This window comes from Zoogloea sp. JDB1 (genome assembly GCF_056724025.1).
Window position 1 is genome coordinate 185,077 of the sequence record NZ_CM161496.1, and the last position, 20,110, is coordinate 205,186.

Annotated in this window: 22 protein-coding genes and 2 tRNA genes; 13 read left to right on the plus strand and 11 right to left on the minus strand. The window is 64.1% G+C overall.

Going from position 1 to position 20,110, the window contains the following annotated elements:
- Nucleotides 1–71 precede the first annotated feature (71 nt).
- The 8 genes from AC1PPK_RS00865 to dksA form a co-directional block, all read right to left on the minus strand.
- Nucleotides 72–1,298: an STAS domain-containing protein gene (locus AC1PPK_RS00865; RefSeq protein ID WP_481115962.1), complete on the minus strand. Its 1,227-nt coding sequence runs from the start codon at nt 1,296–1,298 to the stop codon at nt 72–74.
- Nucleotides 1,299–1,371: 73 nt separating this feature from the next.
- Entirely contained in the window at nt 1,372–2,163 is a 792-nt protein-coding gene (locus AC1PPK_RS00870) for a metal ABC transporter permease (protein ID WP_481115963.1), read from the minus strand.
- A complete protein-coding gene (locus AC1PPK_RS00875) occupies nt 2,160–2,729 on the minus strand; it encodes an ATP-binding cassette domain-containing protein (RefSeq protein ID WP_481115964.1) in 570 nt (189 codons plus the stop codon). The genes AC1PPK_RS00870 and AC1PPK_RS00875 overlap by 4 nt, the downstream gene beginning before the upstream one ends.
- Nucleotides 2,730–2,739: 10 nt before the next feature.
- Nucleotides 2,740–3,648 carry a metal ABC transporter substrate-binding protein gene (locus AC1PPK_RS00880; RefSeq protein WP_481115965.1) on the minus strand — a complete coding sequence of 303 codons (909 nt, stop codon included), beginning with the start codon at nt 3,646–3,648 and terminating at the stop codon, nt 2,740–2,742.
- Nucleotides 3,649–3,660: 12 nt separating this feature from the next.
- On the minus strand, nt 3,661–5,097 hold the full coding sequence (locus tag AC1PPK_RS00885; RefSeq protein ID WP_481115966.1) for a hypothetical protein: 1,437 nt from the start codon (nt 5,095–5,097) through the stop codon (nt 3,661–3,663).
- Nucleotides 5,098–5,181: 84 nt separating this feature from the next.
- Complete coding sequence (locus tag AC1PPK_RS00890) at nt 5,182–5,544, minus strand: hypothetical protein (protein WP_481115967.1); 363 nt, start codon at nt 5,542–5,544, stop codon at nt 5,182–5,184.
- Nucleotides 5,544–6,602, minus strand: a complete 1,059-nt coding sequence (locus AC1PPK_RS00895) for a CobW family GTP-binding protein (RefSeq protein ID WP_481115968.1) — start codon at nt 6,600–6,602, stop codon at nt 5,544–5,546. Before AC1PPK_RS00895 ends, AC1PPK_RS00890 begins: the two co-directional genes overlap by 1 nt.
- Before the next feature lie 43 nt (nt 6,603–6,645).
- A complete protein-coding gene (dksA, locus tag AC1PPK_RS00900; protein WP_481115969.1) occupies nt 6,646–7,080 on the minus strand; it encodes an RNA polymerase-binding protein DksA in 435 nt (144 codons plus the stop codon).
- 308 nt (nt 7,081–7,388) lie between these two features.
- Here dksA and ybgC point away from each other — a divergent pair, with 308 nt between their 5' ends.
- The 12 genes from ybgC to infA all read left to right on the plus strand — a co-directional run bounded on the left by ybgC (nt 7,389) and on the right by infA (nt 15,536).
- Nucleotides 7,389–7,847: a tol-pal system-associated acyl-CoA thioesterase gene (gene ybgC / locus AC1PPK_RS00905; RefSeq protein ID WP_481115970.1), complete on the plus strand. Its 459-nt coding sequence runs from the start codon at nt 7,389–7,391 to the stop codon at nt 7,845–7,847.
- Nucleotides 7,834–8,508 (plus strand): protein TolQ, encoded by a 675-nt coding sequence (gene tolQ, locus AC1PPK_RS00910; protein ID WP_481115971.1) that lies wholly within the window; start codon nt 7,834–7,836, stop codon nt 8,506–8,508. The genes ybgC and tolQ overlap by 14 nt, the downstream gene beginning before the upstream one ends.
- Nucleotides 8,509–8,524: 16 nt before the next feature.
- Nucleotides 8,525–8,932 carry a protein TolR gene (gene tolR / locus AC1PPK_RS00915; protein ID WP_481115972.1) on the plus strand — a complete coding sequence of 136 codons (408 nt, stop codon included), beginning with the start codon at nt 8,525–8,527 and terminating at the stop codon, nt 8,930–8,932.
- Nucleotides 8,929–9,954, plus strand: a complete 1,026-nt coding sequence (gene tolA / locus AC1PPK_RS00920; RefSeq protein WP_481115973.1) for a cell envelope integrity protein TolA — start codon at nt 8,929–8,931, stop codon at nt 9,952–9,954. Before tolR ends, tolA begins: the two co-directional genes overlap by 4 nt.
- A gap of 20 nt (nt 9,955–9,974) precedes the next feature.
- Entirely contained in the window at nt 9,975–11,261 is a 1,287-nt protein-coding gene (gene tolB, locus AC1PPK_RS00925) for a Tol-Pal system beta propeller repeat protein TolB (protein ID WP_481115974.1), read from the plus strand.
- 50 nt (nt 11,262–11,311) lie between these two features.
- Nucleotides 11,312–11,869: a peptidoglycan-associated lipoprotein Pal gene (gene pal / locus AC1PPK_RS00930; protein ID WP_481115975.1), complete on the plus strand. Its 558-nt coding sequence runs from the start codon at nt 11,312–11,314 to the stop codon at nt 11,867–11,869.
- A complete protein-coding gene (gene ybgF / locus AC1PPK_RS00935) occupies nt 11,869–12,621 on the plus strand; it encodes a tol-pal system protein YbgF (protein ID WP_481115976.1) in 753 nt (250 codons plus the stop codon). Before pal ends, ybgF begins: the two co-directional genes overlap by 1 nt.
- A 63-nt stretch (nt 12,622–12,684) precedes the next feature.
- Nucleotides 12,685–13,344, plus strand: coding sequence for a 7-carboxy-7-deazaguanine synthase QueE (queE, locus tag AC1PPK_RS00940; protein ID WP_481115977.1), 660 nt, complete (start codon nt 12,685–12,687; stop codon nt 13,342–13,344).
- Nucleotides 13,345–13,417: 73 nt separating this feature from the next.
- Nucleotides 13,418–14,101, plus strand: a complete 684-nt coding sequence (queC, locus tag AC1PPK_RS00945) for a 7-cyano-7-deazaguanine synthase QueC (RefSeq protein ID WP_481115978.1) — start codon at nt 13,418–13,420, stop codon at nt 14,099–14,101.
- Between the two features lie 141 nt (nt 14,102–14,242).
- Nucleotides 14,243–14,318: transfer RNA gene (locus AC1PPK_RS00950), tRNA-Lys, on the plus strand.
- Between the two features lie 39 nt (nt 14,319–14,357).
- Nucleotides 14,358–14,433: transfer RNA gene (locus AC1PPK_RS00955), tRNA-Lys, on the plus strand.
- Nucleotides 14,434–15,272: 839 nt separating this feature from the next.
- The gene (gene infA / locus AC1PPK_RS00960; protein WP_079435438.1) at nt 15,273–15,536 is read left to right on the plus strand and encodes a translation initiation factor IF-1; all 264 of its coding nucleotides are present in this window, start codon (nt 15,273–15,275) and stop codon (nt 15,534–15,536) included.
- Between the two features lie 135 nt (nt 15,537–15,671).
- Here infA and AC1PPK_RS00965 read toward each other — a convergent pair whose 3' ends face one another.
- Complete coding sequence (locus AC1PPK_RS00965; RefSeq protein WP_481115979.1) at nt 15,672–16,448, minus strand: ferredoxin--NADP reductase; 777 nt, start codon at nt 16,446–16,448, stop codon at nt 15,672–15,674.
- Between the two features lie 262 nt (nt 16,449–16,710).
- On the opposite strand from AC1PPK_RS00965, the gene AC1PPK_RS00970 reads away from it, so the two are divergent.
- A complete protein-coding gene (locus AC1PPK_RS00970) occupies nt 16,711–17,610 on the plus strand; it encodes a PEP-CTERM sorting domain-containing protein (protein ID WP_481115980.1) in 900 nt (299 codons plus the stop codon).
- A 114-nt stretch (nt 17,611–17,724) separates the two neighbouring features.
- Here AC1PPK_RS00970 and AC1PPK_RS00975 read toward each other — a convergent pair whose 3' ends face one another.
- Nucleotides 17,725–18,456 carry a YebC/PmpR family DNA-binding transcriptional regulator gene (locus AC1PPK_RS00975; RefSeq protein ID WP_481115981.1) on the minus strand — a complete coding sequence of 244 codons (732 nt, stop codon included), beginning with the start codon at nt 18,454–18,456 and terminating at the stop codon, nt 17,725–17,727.
- Between the two features lie 77 nt (nt 18,457–18,533).
- Nucleotides 18,534–20,069: an extracellular catalytic domain type 2 short-chain-length polyhydroxyalkanoate depolymerase gene (locus AC1PPK_RS00980; RefSeq protein WP_481115982.1), complete on the minus strand. Its 1,536-nt coding sequence runs from the start codon at nt 20,067–20,069 to the stop codon at nt 18,534–18,536.
- Nucleotides 20,070–20,110: the final 41 nt, after the last annotated feature.

A 20,110-nucleotide genomic window follows, 5' to 3' on the forward strand; every position in this document is an offset into this window, starting at 1 on the left:
GGCGGAAAAATGGATTGCAAGCCCCGGGGACCTGCGATTTATCGATCGAACAGGCGTCGTCAGTCGCAGCCTCAGCCGCGTAGTTCGATCCGCGCCACCTGGTGCAAGCCCATCACCTGCATCAGGGCCGCCACCATCGAGTTGACGCTCTTCAGGACCACCAGCCGCCCTTGGGCGTGCAGTTGCGAGATCACATTGAACAGCGTGCCGGCAGACACGAAATCCATGCGGCGCAGGCGGCTACAGTCCACATCCACCTTGGTGCGGTTATGGGCAAAGCTCGAAATCTTGCGCAGGATGTCGGCGTTGGCACCGACGACTTCACCTTCCAGCACGTAGGTATCGCTCATCTCCACGGCTAGGGAATCCGCTTCCAGCTGACTGTCCGTCACGGCCGGAGGCGGCTCCCAGGACGGTGGCGACTCCTCGAAGGTCATCGCGTATTCGAGGGCCTGCTCCTCGAAACGCTCCTGCTGATCGGTGTATTGCAGGATTTCGAGAAACAGCAGCCAGATGGTCTGGTTCTCGCGCCTGCCGCTGTTGACCATGCCGCCCAGCACCGAGGCCAGGTGCGGCGCACCGATGAGGGACAGTTTGACCTTGGCCCGGCGCAACCCCCGCACAGCACGCAGCAGCAACTCCGCCCCGGCATTATCGACACCCCTCAAGCGGGTCAGGTCGATACGCAGCGCACCGGTGCGCATGCCGATCTGGATCAGCTGCGCAAACTGGGCCGCCGCCTGGCTTCCCAGTACGCCGGACAGATTGACGGTCTGGGCCTTGGCTTCGCCACCACGCGGCGACTGCATGGACAAATCCTGCCACGCGGGCGGCGAGCGCTCGAACTCGGTTGCGAACGTCAGGCTCAGGGTCTCAAAGCGCTCCTTCTGGCCGGTCAGCCGGAAGAGATCGAGCAGCATGCCCCACAGGATGAAGCGCGCGTCGCCGGGCGCTGTCGTATCGAGTGCGTGTTCCAGCACGGAACGCGCGTCCTCGTAGCCGCCGTTGGCATAAAGGATGGCCGCCTCTTCGGCAGGCGGGGACATTTCCTCGACGCCCTCCTCGAGATGCACCTTCTCGGCGCACTGGGCCAGAACCCGGTTCAGGTCGCCACCGGCAACGGTAAACTCGAGGGACGAGGCCTCGGTACGGGGCCCCGGCGAACGGGATGAGGCACTGCGCTGGCCGGCAGACGGAGACCGGGCAACCGACGCAGAAGCAGAAGCCGTCGAATCCCGGGAACGGGGTGCAGGACTTCCGGCAGGTGCAGGCTTCTTGCCGAAAAACGGTAGCACCACTCCACTATCCTCCGCGGTCACTTGTTTTGTCGATTAAAGAGGATACCACTCAACACGGCACCCCTTCTTTGTTTTACATCCGGCTGTATTTCACGGACGAGATCACAAATAGCATAACCATCAGTAATGCGCAGACCGGCCCGAAAGGCTGATCGAAGCCCAGGGAAGCCACGAAAGCGCAGGTGTACCCCCCCATGCCGATCAGCGCCGACCAGACCAGACCGGCTCGCCAGCTGCTGCCGAAACGATAGGCGATCAGTGGCGGCACGAACACCAGCGCGAAGGCTGCCATCACGCCGAGGCTGACCGTAGCCAGGGCCACCGCCAGACCGGCGAGCAAGTCGAACAGCATCAGGCGCGGCCGTTCATCACGCCCCCGCGCCCGATAGAAGGCCGGAAAGAAGCGCCCGAGCAGCAGCGGCCGGGACAGCCAGGCCAGCAGCGGCAGCACGACGGCACACACCAGCGCGGCAGCGACCAGATGGCCTTCACCGGTGAAGTACAGCTGGCCATCGAACAGGGCGTGGCCGGCCTGCTCGGCGAGGGGATGATTGGCGACCAGCAGCACGCCGCCGGCCCAGGCCAACAGCATCATCAGCGCATAGGCATTGGCGCCGGCACGCGCCGCCAGCCCCTTCAACAAGGCCGCCAGCAGGGCCGCCAGTACTCCGCCGGCCACCATCGGCCAGTCGAACACCATCGCCAGCAATGCACCGGCCGAGGCCATCTGCGCAAAGGCCAGCGCTGCCAGCCATTCGTTGCGCAACCGCAGGTACATGCCGAGCAGCGGCAGCAGCCCGGCCAGCAGCAGGCCGGTGACGAAGGGCACGCGAAACAGGGGGTCGAGCAACAGATCGAAGCTCATGCGCCAACCTCCACGACACGCGTACACACCTCGTCGATCAGCCCATGATCGTGGGACACGATGATGATTCCCTGGTCCGCATGGGCGTGCGCCAGCCAGTCGATCAGGTAGGCCACGCCAGCCCGGTCCAGGTTGTTGGTTGGCTCGTCGAGCAGGATCAGGTCGGCCGGTGCCGTCAGGCAAGCCCACAGGCGCAGGAACTGCAGTTGGCCGCCGGACAGGCGATCGAGGCGCCGGTCCAGCCTTTCGGCGAGCCAGGACGGCAAACCATCCGCGGTGGCTCCGGTGAGGCTCAGCAGTTCCCGCCCAGTCAGCGGCACGCCGCGCAGATCGTCGAAGCCCTGGGCCTGATGGGAGATCTGCAGGTCTGGCGCTTTCTCGACCTGGCCCTCGAAGACCTTCACGCCGCCCCACAGGGCTTTCAGCAGTGTGGATTTGCCGGCCCCGTTGGGGCCGGCCAGGCCGAGGATCTCGCCCCGGTATAATGCGAAACTCAGGGGGCTGGCCACCGGCGCGGCATAGCCCGCCACCAAGCCATTAACCCGGAGCAGGAAATCATCGGCCATTCCGCACTCCCTACTTCAGCCCGGCCAGCAGGCGCCGGATCGTGTCATCGAAGAGCGCGAACAGATCGCCCGCCTCCGCATCACCGCCAACCGTAAACGGCAGCACGACGACCGGCAGGTGCGCCCGCTCACCGAGCCATTCCGACGCGGTGGGCCGGGAGTAGGCCGGGCGCAGGATCAGGCGCGCCGGCGTGGCCTTCTGGCGTTCGAGAATACCGGCCAGATGGGCGCTCGACGGTTCGACGCCGGGCTTCGGCTCCAGCGCGCCGAGCTCCTTCAGGCCCAGCCAGTCGGCCAGGTAGGGGAAGGAGCGGTGCTGAACCCACACAGGCACCCCGCGCAGCGGTGCAGCGGCCTGCTCCCAGCGCCCCATGGCGGCCTTCCAGCGCTCCGTGAAGCGGGCCAGCCCGGCCTTGTAGACAGCCGCGTTGGCCGGATCAAGCTGGGTCAGTCGGACGGCCAGCACGTCGGCCACTTTCAGGACGTTGCGTGGATCGGTCTGGATGTGGGGGTTGCCGCCGGGATGCACGTCGCCGTCGGCCCGGTCGAGACGCGCCGGCACCTCCAGCAGGCGGACCGTCGAGGCCGCCTCCAGATAGCCCGGCTGCCCCGGCTGGATCGCCGCGTTGCCGGCCTCGCGCAGGACCACCGGCAACCAGCCGATCTCCAGATCGGCACCGGTGGCGATCACCAGCTGGGCGCTGCGGGCGCGGGCGATCAGTGACGGCTTGGCCTCGATGCGGTGCGGGTCCTGCAGCGCATTGGTGGCGGAGAACACGTTCAGTTTGTCACCACCAATTTCCCGGGCCAGCGCGGCCCATTCGGGCACCGTGGCGAAGACATTGAGGGCGGCCGACGCCGGCATCGCGGCAAAGGCCATCAGGACGACGGCCAGACGCAGAATTGCTTTCGAGAACATTCCTTGCACTCCTCAGAACGTGTGGGCGCCGTGGGCGCCGAGGCTCATGATGTACTGCAGCCAGACTTGGTTGTCGGTCTCCCCGTTGCGCGACTGGTCGCGTGCCACCTGCAAGCGCAGACGCGAGAACTCCGACGGAGACCAATCCACCATCGCCGACTGGCGGCGCGGATCGTAGCCAGCGAGGATCGGAAGATCCGCCACGCTGAGCGTGCCCAGATCCGTCGTGCCGCTGCGCAGCCAGTCGCCGCGTACGCCGACGCGCCATCGCGGCATGAACTGGTAGACCGCCTGCAAATAAGCACCGGACGGACGGAAGCGGGCCGCCGACAGGGCTGCAGCCCCATCCGTGTCGTAGGTCAGCTCACCCGTTTCGCGGCGCTGGAAGTATTCGCCCTGCAGCTTGAGGTTGGTCACGCTGCTGTTGCCGTTGGGAGCCCACTTGTAGATGAAGTCGGCGATCCAGGTCTGGCTGCGCCCGGAGAAGGCGTTGTTGACGCCGCCGTCCTCGAAGCTGCGCTCGCGCGGATTGCTATGCACGTGGGACAGGCCGACGCGCCACGCCGACGACTCACCGATATCCCCGCCGACATGGGCGAAGGCCGTCCACAGGCCGGCGCCGTTGGCTTTGCGCTCGGCACCAGGGAAACGCTCGCCGCTCGCCACTTCGGCACCGAACTCCATGAACAGCTCGGTCGGCGCGACCCAGCGCAGTTGCAGGCCGTCGTTCTGCAGACGTGGCCCGAAGAAGGCCTTGTAGGCCAGCGGCGCATCGGTGAAGTCCCATTCATGGGGATGCTGCTGATTGAGGTAGCCGACACCGGACAAGAAACGCCCGGCTTTCAGCTTGAGGCCGGCCGGCATGGCAAGGGTCTCCACATTGACCTCCTCCACCTCGACGGTGCCCTTCCCATCGTCTTCAGCCAGCGAGAAGCGTGCATTGCCGCGGAACAGGTGATCCACATTGGCCGAGAAGGCCAGTTCCGACTCACCGAGGGAGAAGCCCTTACGGGGTGGCCCGACCTCACCGCCGGACGGCATGAAGCCATCGATGCGGTAGGAGGCGGGATCGCGCTGCAGGCGCGTGAACTTGCTGTCGAGAATCAACGAGACGGCCGGGTTGAAAGCGCCTTCCTCGGCGGGGCGACGGGCCACGCTGTCGACCGCGGCCTGGGCTTCGGCGGCCCGGCTCTCCACCTGCACGACGGAACGGGCGGCGGCACTGGCCGTCGTGCCCGCCTCTGCCGCGCTGGCGGCGGCCTGGCTGGCCTGCTTCTCGGTTTCGGCCAGACGCTGCTCGAGCGCCTGGATACGTTGTTCATAGGATTGGCGCAGCTCGCGTAGTTGCTCGCGGAGCTGCTTCAGATCGGCGTCGGTGGCGGCAGATGCCGCGGCGGGAAAGGCCGCGGCCAGGGCGGCGCACAGCACGCCCGGACGTACGAAAGTCATGGTCGGATCTCCTGGGATCAGTCCGTATAGGTACAGGCCGGCGCAACCATTACAGGCGCACCGGTCCAGATGTCGGAAAACGGATCAGGCAGGAGAGATGGGAGGACCGCGGCTGTGGGGACGCGGCAGACGCGCTACCCGACCGGCCACCGGGCTGTCCGCCGGAATGGCCTGCGGCTGCGCCTGCGGCGGCGGGGAGGGCGGCGTGGACGGCAGGGCCGACGCCAGGTCGGCGGCGGCCAGGCACAACAGGCAGCGTTCGTGGCGCTCGGCAGCGGGCACGCCACCCTCGAAAGGCGCCGACGCGGCCGTGGATTCGTCGTGGGCCAGACCGGCCAGTTCGCCGACGTGGCTTACGGCGTGAGCCGCCGCAAAAACCTGCGCGCATACCAGCAGCAGCGCCAGCACGCTGCGGAACAGGGCGGAGGGACGAGCGCCGATGCGCATCACGCAGCCGCCTTGCCAAGCAGCTGGAAAGGCTCGAAGGCCGCCTCGACAACGGCCTGGTCGAATTCGCGCGCGATGAAGACCAGGCGGGTGCGGCGGTCGTCATCCGGCCATTCCGGCAAAGGCACTTCGGGATAGCGCAGGTGATGGACCCCCTGCACGACCCGCGGCGCCGACTCGCCGCGCACATGGACGAGACCCTTGATACGCAACAGCTGCGGGCCGTAGCGGGTCTGCAGTGCATCGAGGGTTGCCGAGAAATCGCCCCAGGCCACCGGCGAGTCGAGACTCACGACAAAGGCACGTACGGCCTCATCATGGAGGAGCGGATCTGCGGTACGAGGGCGGGCGGACGCGTAGGAAGGACTCCGGCCAGCGGTGCGCACCGCCTCTTCGGCCAGCCAGTGGATCACCGCGGGGGATGTGTCGCCATCCCGCAGGCCACAATCGATGAGCACAGCCGGGTCGAGGTCACCGGACACCGCGCAGATCTGCCGCGCTCCCGGGTTGAGCATGGCCAGCCTTGCCGCAAGCGCATCGATTGCCGAAGCCTCGACCAGATCGCCCTTGGAGATCACCAGGCGGTCCGCCAGCGTAACCTGTCTGACCGCCTCCGGTCGCCCCCCCAACTGGTCGAGCCCGAACTGGGCATCCACGACGGTGACGACACCATCCAGGCGGTAACGCTCGGCGATGAAGAAATCCCGCATCAAGGTGAAGATCACCGGCGCGGGATCCGCCAACCCGGTGGTCTCGATGACGATGCGATCGAGCGCCGATAACTGGCGACGCAGCCGGCGCATGAAGAGATCCCGCAGCGCACGGGTCAGATCGCCGCGCACGGAACAGCAGATACAGCCCGACTCGAGCAGGACGAGGTTTTCGTCCAAGCGCTCGACGAGCAGATGATCGATCGGCTCCGCACCGAACTCGTTCATCAGCACCACACTACCGGCCAGTTCGGGGCGGCGCAGCAACTGATTGAGCAAAGTGGTCTTGCCAGCCCCCAGGAAACCGGTGAGCAGGGTGACAGGAATGCGGTTCGCCGGAGCGCTCATGGAATCAGCTTCGGCCCCACCCGACGGCGGGGCCCCGGGCGGCTTATTCCCCGTAGAGCTTCTGGGTCCGCTCGCGACGCTCCTGCGCATCGATCGACAGGGTCGCCGTCGGACGGGCCAGCAGACGGCCGATGCCGATCGGATCACCGGTTTCCTCGCACCAGCCGTAATCGCCTTCGGCGATACGGCCGAGGGCCTCGTCGATCTTCTTCAGCAGCTTGCGTTCACGATCACGCACACGCAGTTCGAGGGCATGCTCTTCCTCGACCGTCGCGCGGTCGGCCGGATCGGCCACCAGTTCGTTCTCACGTAGGTTGGCACCCGTGCTGGCAGCGTTCTCGAGAAGTCCATCACGCATCTTGGTGAGACGGTCCCGGAAAAACTCCAGCTGGGCCGGGTTCATGTAATCGTCTTCCGGCATGGCCAGAATTTCGGCCTCGGTAAGCAGCTTCTCATTGCTTGTCGTGGTTGCAACCATGTCTCATTCCTCCCATGAATCGACTGTCGGACCCGGGCGCCCAAGGCCATCCCGAATGTGGGCCCTTTTCGCGACTCTCGCAAGATACGCGGCCCATTTGCCACGATCCGCCCATCACGCGCAGAAACTCTGCGCATTAACCAATGCACGAAACGCACCAGTTTCTATCAAGAGCGCGATTCTATGCACAGGATCACTGCAATTACAACGGCGCCCTGCCGATCGTCGGCAAGTCTCCGCCTACATTCTGAAACACTGATTCGCCACAGTCGCTGCGTGGCGGCCATTCCCTAAGGTAAAATGCTGCGATGCATGCATCGACCCCCCCCGCTCCGGTTGAGGGCAAGAGGCTCTTTTCGCTGCCGGTCCGGGTGTACTATGAAGACACTGACGCCGGCGGCGTCGTCTATTACGCCAATTACCTCAAGTTCTGCGAGCGTGCCCGCACCGAAGTGTTGCGAGCGTTGGGCTTCGAGCAAAACCGTCTGTCCGCCGAGCAGGATATCCTATTTGTGGTACGCACCGTACAGGCCGACTACCTGCGCGCCGCGACGCTCGACGATCTGCTCGACGTCGTCACCACGATCAGCAAGCTCGGCCATGCAAGTTTGAACTTCGCCCAGCAGATCCGCCGCGAAGGCACGACGATTTTCGCGGCAAACATCACGATCGCCTGCATCCGAGCCAGCACCAAACGCCCCACCCCGATTCCCCTCGCCGTACGCGCCCTGTTCGCCACTCTGGTTGAAACCGATGAACGTCACTGAAGACCTTTCCATCCTGTCCCTGATCGCCAATGCCAGCCTGCTCGTCAAGCTCGTGATGGCAATCCTCGGCACCGTTTCCTTCATGTCCTGGTACTGGATCTTCCGCAAGTGGTTCCAGATCCGTGACGCCAAGAAGAAGACCGACGTCTTCGAACGCGACTTCTGGAGCGGTGGCGACCTCAACGCGCTGTACCAGAGCGCAGCTACCAGCCGCCACGAAGCGGCCGGCATGGAGCGCATCTTCGAAGCCGGGTACCGCGAATTCGCCAAGCTGCGCGGCAAGAATCTCGACCACGGAGCGATCATGGACGGCGCCCGCCGCGCCATGCGCGCCACCTACCAGCGCGAGGTGGACGACCTCGAAGCCCATCTGGCCTTCCTCGCCTCTGTCGGCTCGGTGTCACCCTACGTCGGCCTGTTCGGCACCGTATGGGGGATCATGAACGCCTTTCGCGGCCTCTCCAACGTCGGCTCCGCCACCCTGGCCCACGTGGCGCCGGGCATCGCTGAGGCCCTCGTCGCCACGGCCATCGGCCTCTTCGCGGCGATCCCCGCAGTCGTGGCCTACAACCGTTTCGCCCACGACATCGACCGCATCGCGATCCGTTTCGAGAGCTTCACCGAGGAGTTCCTGAACATCCTCCAGCGCCAGCTGCGCTGACCGGAGCCCCGCCGCCATGCGTCAACGCCGCCTGATGAACCAGATCAACGTCGTACCCTACATCGACGTGATGCTGGTGCTGCTCGTTATCTTCATGGTCACCGCTCCGATGATCCAGTCCGGCTCGGTGAATCTGCCCAGCGTGGACAAGGTCCCCGCACCGCCCACCGACGCGATGATCGTCCAGGTCAAGCCTGATGGCGGACTGAGCCTGCGCACCTCCGGCAATGCACCGGAGAAGAGCTTCAGCCGCCAGGACCTGATTGCCGAGGTGCAGTCCGCCGTATCCGCCAAACCCGACCAGCCGGTGGTCATCGCCGCAGACAAGAGCGTCAAGTACGAGCAGGTGATGAACACCCTCAACGACCTGCGTAACGCCGGTGTCAGCAAGGTCGGCCTGCAAACCCAGGTCGGCAAGCAATGAATCCTGCCCCACCCGCCAACGAACGGGGCAAATGGGCGTCGCTGCTGCTGGCCGCCGCGGTCCATATCGCCCTCGGCCTTTTCCTGTTCTACGGGGTCCGCTGGCAGAACCGCCTGCCGGAAACCGTCGAGGTGGACCTGGTCGGCGCGCCGCTGCCGGCTGCCGCATCGCCTGCCCCGCCACCACCGCCTCCTCCCCCAGTGGAAGAAGAGGCGCCCCGGCCCCGCCCCACTCCGCCACCGCGAGCGGTGGTCAAACCTGCGCCCGAGGCGGCCCACGAGCCACCTCCGCGCAAACAGCCGGACATCGCGATCAAGACGCCGGAGCACAAGAAGCCGACTCCGAAGCCCGAACCGAAGCCTGAGCCCAAGCCGGAACCCAAACCCAAACCCGAACCGAAGAAGAAGCTCGAGCCGAAACCGGAGCCCAAACCCAAACCCGAACCCAAGCCAGAGCCAAAGAAGAAACCCGAGCCCGAACCGAAAAAGCCCGAACCCAAGAAGCCCGAGCCGGAACCCAAGCCGAAGACCGAACCGTCCAAGACGGACAAAACGGCCAAGCCGGTGGACAAGAACACCAAGACCGACAAGAACTCCAAGGCGGAGGCCGACCACAGCCGCGAACTGGAAGACCGCCGCATGCGCGAGCTGATGGCCCGCGACAGCGAGAACGCCAACCAGAGCAAGCAGCTCCAGGAGGAACTTGCGCGGGTCGCAGGGGCCAAAGCCAGCGCGGCGCGCAGCAAGGCCATCGAGGCCTACATCGAGAAGATCCGCGCCAAGGTGAAGGGCAACATCGTGCTACCGCCGGGCGTCAGCGGTGATCCGTTCGCGATCTTCACCGTGGATCAGCTGCCCGACGGCTCGGTGATCGAAGTACGCCTGAAACGCTCGACCGGCAACACCCAACTCGACGGCGCCATCGAGCGGGCCATTCAGAAATCCAGTCCGCTGCCAAAGCCGGACAAGCCCGACCTGTTCAACCGTACGCTGGAACTGAAGTTCTATCCGCTCCGCGACTAACAAACAAACGAGCCATGCCCATGAATGAACGCATCCTGACCGTCCTGCGCAGCGCCGTCCCGGGCTGCGCGCTGGCCCTGGCCTCCGCCGTTGCCCACGCGCAGCTGGCCATCGAGATCACCGGTGCCGGCGCGAACCGCATGCCGGTGGCCGTTGCTGCCTTTGAAGGCGAAAATGCGCTGCCCCGCGCCGTCACCGACGTCGTCCGTGCCGACCTCGAGCGCAGCGGCCTGTTCAAGATGGTCGAACTCGGCCCGTCCCCGATGGGCGCCAACGCCCCGGTGGACTACGCCCGCATCCGCTCCCGCGGCGCCGACGCGGTGGCCGTGGGCACCGTCAGCCCAGGCGGCAGCGGCCGCTACCAGGTCCAGGTGCAGTTGCACGACAGCCAGAAGCAGGCCAGCCTCGGCGGCCAAGCCATGACGATGGCCCCCAGCCAGTACCGGGCCACCGGCCACCGCATCGCCGACTTCATCTACGAGAAGCTGACCGGCGAACCCGGCGTGTTCTCCACCCGCATTGCCTACGTGTTGAAGGTGGGCCCGCGTTACGAGCTGCAGATCGCCGACGCCGACGGCAGCAACGCCCAGACTGCCCTCGCCTCGAAAGAACCGATCATCTCCCCGGCCTGGTCGCCGGACGGCACCCGTCTGGCCTACGTATCCTTTGAAGCCAAGAAGCCGGTCGTCTATGTACATTCCCTGGCCACCGGCCAACGCAACGTGGCCGCGAACTTCAAGGGATCCAACTCCGCCCCCGCCTGGGCACCGGATGGCCGTCGCCTGGCTGTGGTACTGACCAAGGACGGTCAGTCCCAACTTTACAGCGTGAACGCCGACGGCTCCGGCGTGCAACGTCTGGCATCGTCGGCAGGCATCGACACTGAACCATCCTGGTCCATCGACGGCATGATCTACTTCACTTCCGACCGCGGCGGTAGCCCGCAGATTTACCGAGTCCCGGCCGGCGGCGGCAATGCGGAGCGCGTGACCTTCGAAGGCAGCTACAACGTCAGCCCCCGTCCGTCGCCAGACGGCAAGAGTCTGGTCTATGTGTCCCGCAATGGCGGCCGCTTCCAGATCACCATGCTCGACCTGGCGTCCCGCCAGACCCAGATCCTGACTGACACATCCAAGGACGAATCGCCGAGCTTCGCCCCCAATGGCCGCATGATCCTCTACGCCACTGAAACCGGTGGCCGCGGCGTACTTGCGGCGGTGTCTGCGGACGGTCGTGTGAAACAACGACTGTCGGTACAATCCGGCGACGTGCGCGAACCCGCCTGGGGTCCGCAGCCGCGCAACTGACAAGACCAACGGACCATCCCCAACCCGCCCGACCGCCCACGGAGCCCACCATGAAGTTCGCCAGCCTCACGCTGTCCCTGATCGCCGTCGGCCTGCTGGCCGCCTGCTCGTCTGCCCCCAAGACCGACGCCGACCAGGCGGGAGCGGCCGTCGAGGAGCGCTCCAGCGGCGCATCCACTTCCGGCATCGACAACAACCGCGTCGTGCCGGTGGACGCGGGCAGCGCCAGCGGCACCGGCATCGCCGCACTGAAGGATCCGAAGAGCATCCTGTCCAAGCGCAGCGTACTGTTCGACTACGACAGCTACGTGATCAAGAGCGAGTACCAAGCGCTGATCGAGGCTCACGCAAAGTTCCTGCTCGCCAACCCGAAGATGAAGATGCTGATCCAGGGCAACACCGACGAACGGGGCAGCCGCGAATACAACCTGGCCCTCGGCCAGAAGCGCGCCGATGCGGTGAAGAAGGCACTCAGCTTGCTTGGCGTATCCGAAGCCCAGCTCGAATCGGTCAGCCTCGGCGAGGAAAAGCCCAGCTGCGGTGACTCGACCGAATCCTGCTGGGCCGCCAACCGCCGTGGCGACATGCTCTACTCGGGTGAATTCTGATGGTCCGCCGCCTCTTGCCGCTGCTGCTGATCGGGCTGTTCAGCGCTCACGCCCATGCCGGCCTGTTCGACGACGAGGAAGCACGGGCGCGCATCAACAAGATGCGCGATGACTTCAACACCCGCATCACCAAACTCGAAGACGCGAACAACCGGGCCCAACTCGATTTCGCAAATCAGATCGAGCAACTGAAGACCGAGATCGCCCGCCTGCGCGGTGAGAACGAAGTGCTGACCAATGATCTGGCCAACGCCAATAAGCGCCAGAAGGACTTCTACGTCGATCTCGACAATCGCCTGCGCAAGCTCGAAACCACGCCGGGCGCCGCCAGCGACGGATCCCAGCCAGCCCAGCCCCAACAGCCCGCAGCAACCGCAGATCCCGCCAACGAAACCCGCGATTACGAAGCTGCGCTGAACCTGCTTCGTGGCGGCAAGTATAAGGACGCGGCTGCCGGCTTCAACGCCTTCATCAAGAACTACCCGAACAGCAGCTTCCAGCCAAACGCCCATTTCTGGGCCGCCAGCGCCCAGTACCAGGCCAAGGACAATGCCGGTGCGGCCGAGCACTATGCCAAGGTCGCCAGCCAGTGGCCTGACGACACCCGCGCGCCCGACGCCCTGCTCGGTCTGGCCAATGCCCAGCATGCGCTCAACGACACGAAGGGTGCGACAAAGAGCCTGGAACGGTTGCTCGCCAAGTACCCCAACAGCTCGGCGGCGCAGATCGCCCGCCAGCGCCTCAAGAAGTAAGCCCTCCAGAAGCAACCCCCACCGTCCCGCCGATTCGCGGGACGGCCTTCTTTCTTCAGCACCATGTCTTCATCCGGCCGCCCCCTCACACTGCGCATCACCGAGATCTTCCATTCACTGCAGGGGGAAACCTCGCGGAGCGGACTGCCGACGGTCTTTGTCCGCCTCACCGGCTGCCCGCTCCGCTGCAGTTGGTGCGATACCGAATACTCGTTTACCGGCGGCACCACCCGCACGCTGGACGACGTCCTCGCCGAAATCGCCAGCTACGGCTGCAAGACGGTCTGCGTGACCGGCGGCGAGCCGCTGGCCCAGAAAGGCTGCCTGAATCTGCTCGGCGCCCTGTGCAACGCGGGCTACTCGGTTTCGCTGGAGACCAGTGGAGCGCTCGATATCAGCAGCGTCGACCGGCGCGTTTCGCGCATCGTTGACCTCAAGGCCCCCGGCTCGGGCGAATCGGAACGCAACCTGCTCAGCAACATCCCGCAGCTGACCCTCCACGACGAGCTCAAGCTGGTACTGGCCAGCGAAGCAGACTACGAGTGGGCCAAGGCGCAGATCGCCAAATATGACCTGACCGAGCGCTGCCCTGTTCTCCTGGCGCCGGTGCAAGGCCAGCTGAAACCGGCCGATCTGGCCGCCTGGATCCTGCGCGACCGCCTGCCGGTGCGCATGCAGGTGCAACTGCACAAGATCATCTGGGGTAACGAACCCGGCCGCTGAGCTGCCAGTATCACGGTTTTGCGCCGCCGACCTCCGGTCGGCGTTACCATTTTCCGACCTGCCCGGAGACTCCATGAACACTCCACGTCCTCGCGCCGTCGTACTGTTGTCCGGCGGCCTCGACTCAGCCACCTGTCTGGCCATCGCCAATTCCGAAGGCTTCGACGCCTACGCCCTGTCGGTCGAATACGGCCAGCGCCACGCCGCCGAGCTGGCCGCAGCCCAGCGCGTCGCCAAAGCACTGGGTGCCGCCGCCCACCGGGTTGCCCACGTGGACCTTGGCCAGTTCGGTGGTTCCGCCCTCACCGACCCGGCTCTCGCGGTGCCCACCGATGGCGTCGATGGCGGCATCCCGATCACCTACGTGCCGGCCCGCAACACCATCATGCTGTCGATCGCCATGGCCTGGGCGGAAGTGCTCGGCGCGCAGGACATCTACGTGGGCGTGAACGCCGTCGACTACTCCGGCTACCCGGATTGCCGGCCAGCATTCATCGAAGCCTTCGAAAAGATGGCCAACTTGGCCACCAAGGCCGGTGTAGAGGGCCAACGGCTGCACATCCATGCCCCACTGATCGACCTTTCCAAGGCTGACATCGTGCAGCGCGGTACCGCGCTGGGCGTCGATTATGGTCTCACCGTGTCCTGCTATCAGGCTGATGATGACGGTCGCGCCTGCGGCTTATGTGACGCCTGCCGGCTGCGCCGGGCTGGGTTCGAGGCTGCCGGCCTCCCCGATCCGACCTCTTACCGGTGAGCCAGCGCATGGCAGGCCCGGCCCTCATGCCCCGCACGCTCCCACCCATCACGCGGCAGAACAAACCAGTGACCGAGATTCGCAATGACAAAAAACAGTTGACAACGGATATTTTTTCGCTATAATGCGCATCTCTTCCGGGGGTCGGTAGCTCAGTCGGTAGAGCAGCGGACTTTTAATCCGTTGGTCGCGAGTTCGAATCTCGCCCGACCCACCAGCAAGGTGGGGCTGTAAAAAACCGGCTCCAAAGAAAAATGGGTTGTTAGCTCAGTTGGTAGAGCAGCGGACTCTTAATCCGTAGGTCGAGTGTTCGAGCCACTCACAACCCACCAGATTCAGACAAAAGGTCAATCCTTCGGGATTGGCCTTTTGCTTTTTGTCAAATGGAGCAGATTCCGCTATTTGGCAGCACCTGTCCTTCCCCTTCGTTCATCACAACCCGGCAATTCATCGGCCCCGCATTTCCGAGACGCCGAACTCCGCAAATCCGGCACCCACGACACAAAGGTCGCCCCATAGAAAAATGTTGCATTGCACAATATTTTGACCTATGCTCTAAGCGTCTCCTCCACCCCTCCTCCATTGGTGTGGATTTCAACCCGAGCGGCTAACGCCTCTCGGGTTTTCTTTTTTGTATCCCCCCGAGCAGCGCATCCAAGCTCTGAATAAAAACAGAAAAACAAAATATAACAATGACTTATTCCTCTCCCCGATCTCTGACAACAGGACAAAGACCTTGCAATGCCCCTTCCCTCGGGACTATCATGCAGTGGATTTTGAAGATTCGCTGAGTCGCCCTTCCTGCTCGTTACCCAAGCCAGTGGGGCCCTAGATTCGTGGGTCGATCGTCTTTGTCGCTCGACAACCATCCAGAATTTCAAAGACTTGACTCGCCTGCGCGGTGGCCCAAGCTCTTCAGGCTCAGTTAGTTTCTTGCCGATCCGGCTCCATCTTTGCTGATCGAGCAAACTAACTGCAACGCACTCTTCATCTTCGCCTGCGACGCTTGCGCGCAGGCACCCTATCCGCCGGCCCGCCAGTCTCCGCGCCGACATTCGATCGCCACTGCCCTTCGAGGCCCTGGCAGAACTTGGCCCGCCAAGGCGGTGGCGGGCCACGGCCGACGCGCCCCATTCCGGGATGCCGCCCGGCCACCCTATGGAGCATGTACATGGCCAAAGAAGAACTTATCGAAATGCACGGCAAGGTTACCGAAGTTCTCCCCGACGGGCGTTATCGCGTCACCCTCGACAATGAGCACAACCTGATCGCCTACGCGGGCGGCAAACTGAAGAAGAACCACATCCGCATCATCGCCGGTGACGAAGTCACCCTCGAGATGTCCCCCTACGATCTGAGCAAGGGCCGCATCACCTTCCGCCACCTGCCGCCCAAGACCGGCAACATGGCTCCGCCGCCGGCCCGCCGCTACTGAGCGCCTGCACCACAGAACAGCCTGGAATCCGCCGCTGCGCAAGCACTGCGGTAGATCATGAAAAAGCCCCTGCCGTTGTGTCGTCAGGGGCTTTTGGTTTTGCGCTTCAACTGAACGCGTCTGCGCGTACGGCCATCACTTCTCCACGAAGGCGTGCTCAATCACATAATCACCGGGTTCCCCGATCCGCCTCGACATCTTGAAGCCCCGCTTGTCGAGCAAATCGCGGGAATCCTTCAGCATCGCAGCGCTACCGCAGATCATGACCCGGTCCACCGCCGGATCCAGCGGCGGCAGGCCGATATCCTCGAACAATTTGCCGCTTTCAATCAGATCGGTCAGCCGGCCCTGATTGCGGAAAGGCTCCCTCGTCACGGTCGGGTAGTAAATGAGCTTGTCCCGCACAGCCTCGCCTAGGAATTCGTGATGTGGCAACTCGTTGGTGATGTAGTGCTCATAGGCGACTTCACTGACGGTGCGTACACCATGAATCAGAATGACCTTCTCGAAACGGTCATACACATCGAGATCGCGGATCACACTCATGAACGGCGCCAACCCGGTACCCGTGGAAAACAAGTACAAATGCTTGCCCGGCAGCAAGTCATGCAGCACCAGCGTCCCGGTGGGCTTTCGTGACACCAGCAGATCATCCCCCGGCTTGAGGTGCTGCAGGCGGGAAGTCAGCGGACCATTGGGCACCTTGATGCTGAAGAACTCAAGGGTCTCCTCGTAATTGGCGCTGGCAATCGAATAGGCACGGGTCAGCGGACGACCATCCACCTCCAGGCCGATCATCACAAACTGACCGTTTTCGAAGCGGATCGCCCGGTCACGCGTCGTAGTGAATGAAAACAGGGTGTCGTTCCAGTGATGAACGGACAGGACTTTTTCGGTGATGTAGGCAGCCATGGGGTCGTAAAAAGAACGAAAGAACAGGGCTGGATTCTAGCGCGGGACACCCGCGCCAAAGGCAGCCCACGCCTGCTGGCGCCTGCCCAAGCGTGAAAAATCTATCGCAACGTGTTACCTCCACCTCAAAACGGGTAAAAGGCAGACTTTCATCACGGACGCAGTGATAGCCCTCAGTTATAAAGCAGCCATACCCCCGTGCGCACAGAAAAACTCGTGTGCTGCCGAATTGACGTGAAGACCCTTTGAGGCCTCCAAACTCATGAAAAAGACTTTCTCTGCAGCAAGCAAGCTTCTCCTCGCAGGTGGATTGCTGTCCCTATCCGTACACGCCAGCGCAGCCCCCACAAGCACCGTTGCGCCCTGCGGCACGACTGACGTCGAGATCACGAAAGTCAGCCAATATTCTGGCACGACCAGCAACGCAACGCTGAACACCATCTACAACGGCAACATGGCCGCAGCCGCCTGTGCAGGAGCCTTCTCCGGCAATGACGGCTTCTACCCCTCCACCAACCTCGGCTACGCCGACGACGGCCTGCTCAACGGCGGAATCCAAAATCAAAGCGGCGCAACCCTTTTCCCGGGTGGCGCCTTCATCACCCCCCAATCCCCGCTGCAGGATCTGGACAAGAACGGCCAGGTTAACGACCCCGGCTGGATCATGCTCGGCAAGTTTGAGCAAACGAACGGTAGCTGGGGCTTCACTCCCAGCACCGTCGGTGGCAGCTCCGCCATCGTACTGAGTTCCTTCTTCACGGCCACCATCACCGGACAGGGCACCGGAACCTGGTCCTTCACGCCTGATGCCACGGTTGCCCAGCGCACCAGCAGCCTGCTCGACCGTAACTACTTCGATCAGTTCGCACTGGTTTTCAAGGCAGGGAATGCCTTCTCAGTGTATGACTTCACGCCGGCAGAGTTTGGCATGAACGCCCCGCAGATCACGGATCCGGTCATGAATTGGTCCGGCACCTACGACGTGAGTGATACGCTGAAGAACGGTGGCGGCGGCGGAGCCGGCCTGTCGCACATCAGCCTGTGGGTGCGCGACCCGGCCCCCACAGGGCAGACCAGCCAAGTGCCCGAACCCAGCACGCTGGCGCTGGCAGGCCTGTCCGCGGTCGCACTGATTCGGAGCCGCCGCAAGGCCGCCTGCTGAGCACCCACCCTGTAAAGGGGCATAAAAAAACCGGCACCGCCTCAGGGCACTGCCGGTTTTTTTACGGCCTGCCGCTCCGTGAAGAAAAGCAGCCGCGAGCGGAAGAAGCCTGACTTACTCTTCTTCGTCCATCACCGCCGAGGTATACACGGCCTGCACATCGTCGAGGGACTCCAGCGCGTCGAGCAGCTTCTGCATGCGCAAGGCGTCGTCACCGGCCAGTTCCGTCTCGTTGAGGGGCTTCATCGTCACTTCACCAAACTCGGCGGTGAACCCGGCCTTCTCGAGGGCCTCCTTCACTTCACCGAACTGGTAAGGATCGGTCAGCACCTCGATGGAGCCATCGTCGTTGGTCGCCACGTCATCGGCACCAGCTTCCAGCGCGGCTTCCATCAGCGCATCTTCCGAGGTACCCGGCGCGAACAGCAGCTGGCCGCAGTGTTTGAACTGGAAGGACACGCAGCCGTCGGTGCCCATGTTGCCACCGTACTTGTTGAAGGCATGGCGCACGTCAGCCACGGTACGGGTCTTGTTGTCGGTCAGGCAATCAACCATCACCGCCGCGCCGCCGATGCCATAGCCTTCGTAGCGGGCTTCCTCATAGGTGACGCCCTCCAGCTCGCCGGTACCTTTCTTGACCGCCCGATCGATGTTGTCGGCAGGCATGTTCACTGCCTTGGCCTTGTCCACCGCCAGACGCAGGCGCGGGTTAAAACTGGCGTCGCCCCCACCCATGCGGGCCGCGACGGTGATTTCCTTCGCCAGCCGCGAGAAGACGCGACCGCGCTTTTCGTCCTGCCGGCCCTTGCGATGCTGGATATTGGCCCACTTGGAATGACCCGCCATGATGCGCTAAACCTATAAATCGAAAGCTTTAAAGTATAGCGCACGGGCAGACCGGCTGCCCATGCGCACGCTATCGATCAGGGGCAGGTCTGCGTGGTCGGACGCTTCGACTTCGTCACCGCCGTGTTCTTGGCCAACGAGAAGTACGGATCACAGGCGGGTGCTGGCGTGCCGGTACGCGCCTCGACGGCACCGGACGAGGCAATCTCGCCTCCACCAAGCTCAGCACTGATCCGGTAGCGATAGGCGCTGTCCGGGCTCAGGGCGCCATCCACGAAGCTCGTGCGGGATGCCGGGAGCGTCACCACCTCGGCCTCGGCCGCCCCCGCCGCCGCACGCGCCACGCGGTAGGCCGTGGCGCCCTGCACCGGCGTCCACACCAGGGCCACCTGACTGGCACTGCGATCCACGACCTGCAACGCCGGCGCACTGGCCACGGAAGCGACGGCCTCCACCGGCACCGCACGGGTGGCCAGCTTTTCGGCCATCCGCCACACTGCGGCGATCTGCGCACCGCCTTTCTGGGCATAGCGACCGGCGCTGCTGTCGTACATGAAATCGTTATATCCCCACCAATCCCAACAGCCCATCGGATTGACCGGCGCGATCGGCGCACCGATCGTGGCACGCGCCTGCGGATACAGCACGACGATGCGATTCTTGTCCGCCCACTCGTTGAAGCCGGCGCCCGCTGCGAACTGCGTGCCGATCGACCCCGCGTCCTGCATGCAGCCATGGAAAGCAATGTGCAGGCGACAGGGCTCGCCAGCCTTGCAGGCCTGCGGCACATAGACGTAGCCGGTGTCCCCCATCGCCAAACGGATCGGCATCACCGGTGCGCCCTGGCGATCCCGCGCATACGGAGTCTGCTCAAATGCCTCAAGGCTGCTGCCGAGTTGGGCCGTCACCGTCCGCTGCAGCGGACCGTAGAAGAGCTGCAGCGCCGCGCCGGCGGCATCGTAGAGCCCGCTCTCCACAGGCTTGTCGGCACAGGCGTTGATGAACTTGCCACCGGTCTGCGCGCAGGTATTGCAGCTTCCGCTGGTCGCGTCGGCACAGGCGGCGGAAATCTGCGCGTGGCCCGCATTGAGATCGTCCTTGTAGAAGACCTGGCTGGCTGGCGTGAAAGCGCCGAACCAGTCGCGCAGTGCGTCATTGGCCGGCTTCTTGACGATGCCGTCGTTGTAGCCGTGGAACAGCCACACGGTCTGCCCGGCCAACCCTTCCACCGGATCGATCAAGCCCCGAGCCGACCAGGCGCGGGCCGATGCCTGCATTTGCGCCAGCGTATCGGCGGAGATCGGCGTCACACCGTAGTCCGGATCGCCCTGCATGCAGCGCCGGATCGCCCGGCTCACGCCGGCTCCGCCCAACGCATCCTGCAGCGCACAGAAATACGGGCCACCGGCCGTCGCCGCCACGCCCTTCACCGCAGCAGAATGGGCTACGCCCATCTGTACCGCCATGAAAGCCCCGGACGAGATTCCCGAGACCGTGGTCTGCCTGAGATCGATGTTCAATTCGGGCAGGTCTGCGGCCTGAACCGCGGGCACAGCAAGCAGCAGGGCGGCCAGACGCAGCGCCGCCAACGACGACAGGGAAACAGTATGCATGGGCAAATCCTCGCAATGACAGATGGGACCCATCTAACGTA

What these genes read in the sequence shown, in the direction of transcription:
- AC1PPK_RS00870 (WP_481115963.1), bottom strand. Translation starts at nt 2,163, where the DNA reads ATGAGCTTCGATCTGTTGCTCGACCCCCTGTTTCGCGTGCCCTTCGTC.
- AC1PPK_RS00875 (WP_481115964.1), bottom strand. Translation starts at nt 2,729, where the DNA reads ATGGCCGATGATTTCCTGCTCCGGGTTAATGGCTTGGTGGCGGGCTAT.
- AC1PPK_RS00880 (WP_481115965.1), bottom strand. Translation starts at nt 3,648, where the DNA reads ATGTTCTCGAAAGCAATTCTGCGTCTGGCCGTCGTCCTGATGGCCTTT.
- AC1PPK_RS00885 (WP_481115966.1), bottom strand. Translation starts at nt 5,097, where the DNA reads ATGACTTTCGTACGTCCGGGCGTGCTGTGCGCCGCCCTGGCCGCGGCC.
- AC1PPK_RS00890 (WP_481115967.1), bottom strand. Translation starts at nt 5,544, where the DNA reads ATGCGCATCGGCGCTCGTCCCTCCGCCCTGTTCCGCAGCGTGCTGGCG.
- AC1PPK_RS00895 (WP_481115968.1), bottom strand. Translation starts at nt 6,602, where the DNA reads ATGAGCGCTCCGGCGAACCGCATTCCTGTCACCCTGCTCACCGGTTTC.
- dksA (WP_481115969.1), bottom strand. Translation starts at nt 7,080, where the DNA reads ATGGTTGCAACCACGACAAGCAATGAGAAGCTGCTTACCGAGGCCGAA.
- ybgC (WP_481115970.1), top strand. Translation starts at nt 7,389, where the DNA reads ATGCATGCATCGACCCCCCCCGCTCCGGTTGAGGGCAAGAGGCTCTTT.
- tolQ (WP_481115971.1), top strand. Translation starts at nt 7,834, where the DNA reads ATGAACGTCACTGAAGACCTTTCCATCCTGTCCCTGATCGCCAATGCC.
- tolR (WP_481115972.1), top strand. Translation starts at nt 8,525, where the DNA reads ATGCGTCAACGCCGCCTGATGAACCAGATCAACGTCGTACCCTACATC.
- tolA (WP_481115973.1), top strand. Translation starts at nt 8,929, where the DNA reads ATGAATCCTGCCCCACCCGCCAACGAACGGGGCAAATGGGCGTCGCTG.
- tolB (WP_481115974.1), top strand. Translation starts at nt 9,975, where the DNA reads ATGAATGAACGCATCCTGACCGTCCTGCGCAGCGCCGTCCCGGGCTGC.
- pal (WP_481115975.1), top strand. Translation starts at nt 11,312, where the DNA reads ATGAAGTTCGCCAGCCTCACGCTGTCCCTGATCGCCGTCGGCCTGCTG.
- ybgF (WP_481115976.1), top strand. Translation starts at nt 11,869, where the DNA reads ATGGTCCGCCGCCTCTTGCCGCTGCTGCTGATCGGGCTGTTCAGCGCT.
- queE (WP_481115977.1), top strand. Translation starts at nt 12,685, where the DNA reads ATGTCTTCATCCGGCCGCCCCCTCACACTGCGCATCACCGAGATCTTC.
- queC (WP_481115978.1), top strand. Translation starts at nt 13,418, where the DNA reads ATGAACACTCCACGTCCTCGCGCCGTCGTACTGTTGTCCGGCGGCCTC.
- infA (WP_079435438.1), top strand. Translation starts at nt 15,273, where the DNA reads ATGGCCAAAGAAGAACTTATCGAAATGCACGGCAAGGTTACCGAAGTT.
- AC1PPK_RS00965 (WP_481115979.1), bottom strand. Translation starts at nt 16,448, where the DNA reads ATGGCTGCCTACATCACCGAAAAAGTCCTGTCCGTTCATCACTGGAAC.
- AC1PPK_RS00970 (WP_481115980.1), top strand. Translation starts at nt 16,711, where the DNA reads ATGAAAAAGACTTTCTCTGCAGCAAGCAAGCTTCTCCTCGCAGGTGGA.
- AC1PPK_RS00975 (WP_481115981.1), bottom strand. Translation starts at nt 18,456, where the DNA reads ATGGCGGGTCATTCCAAGTGGGCCAATATCCAGCATCGCAAGGGCCGG.
- AC1PPK_RS00980 (WP_481115982.1), bottom strand. Translation starts at nt 20,069, where the DNA reads ATGCATACTGTTTCCCTGTCGTCGTTGGCGGCGCTGCGTCTGGCCGCC.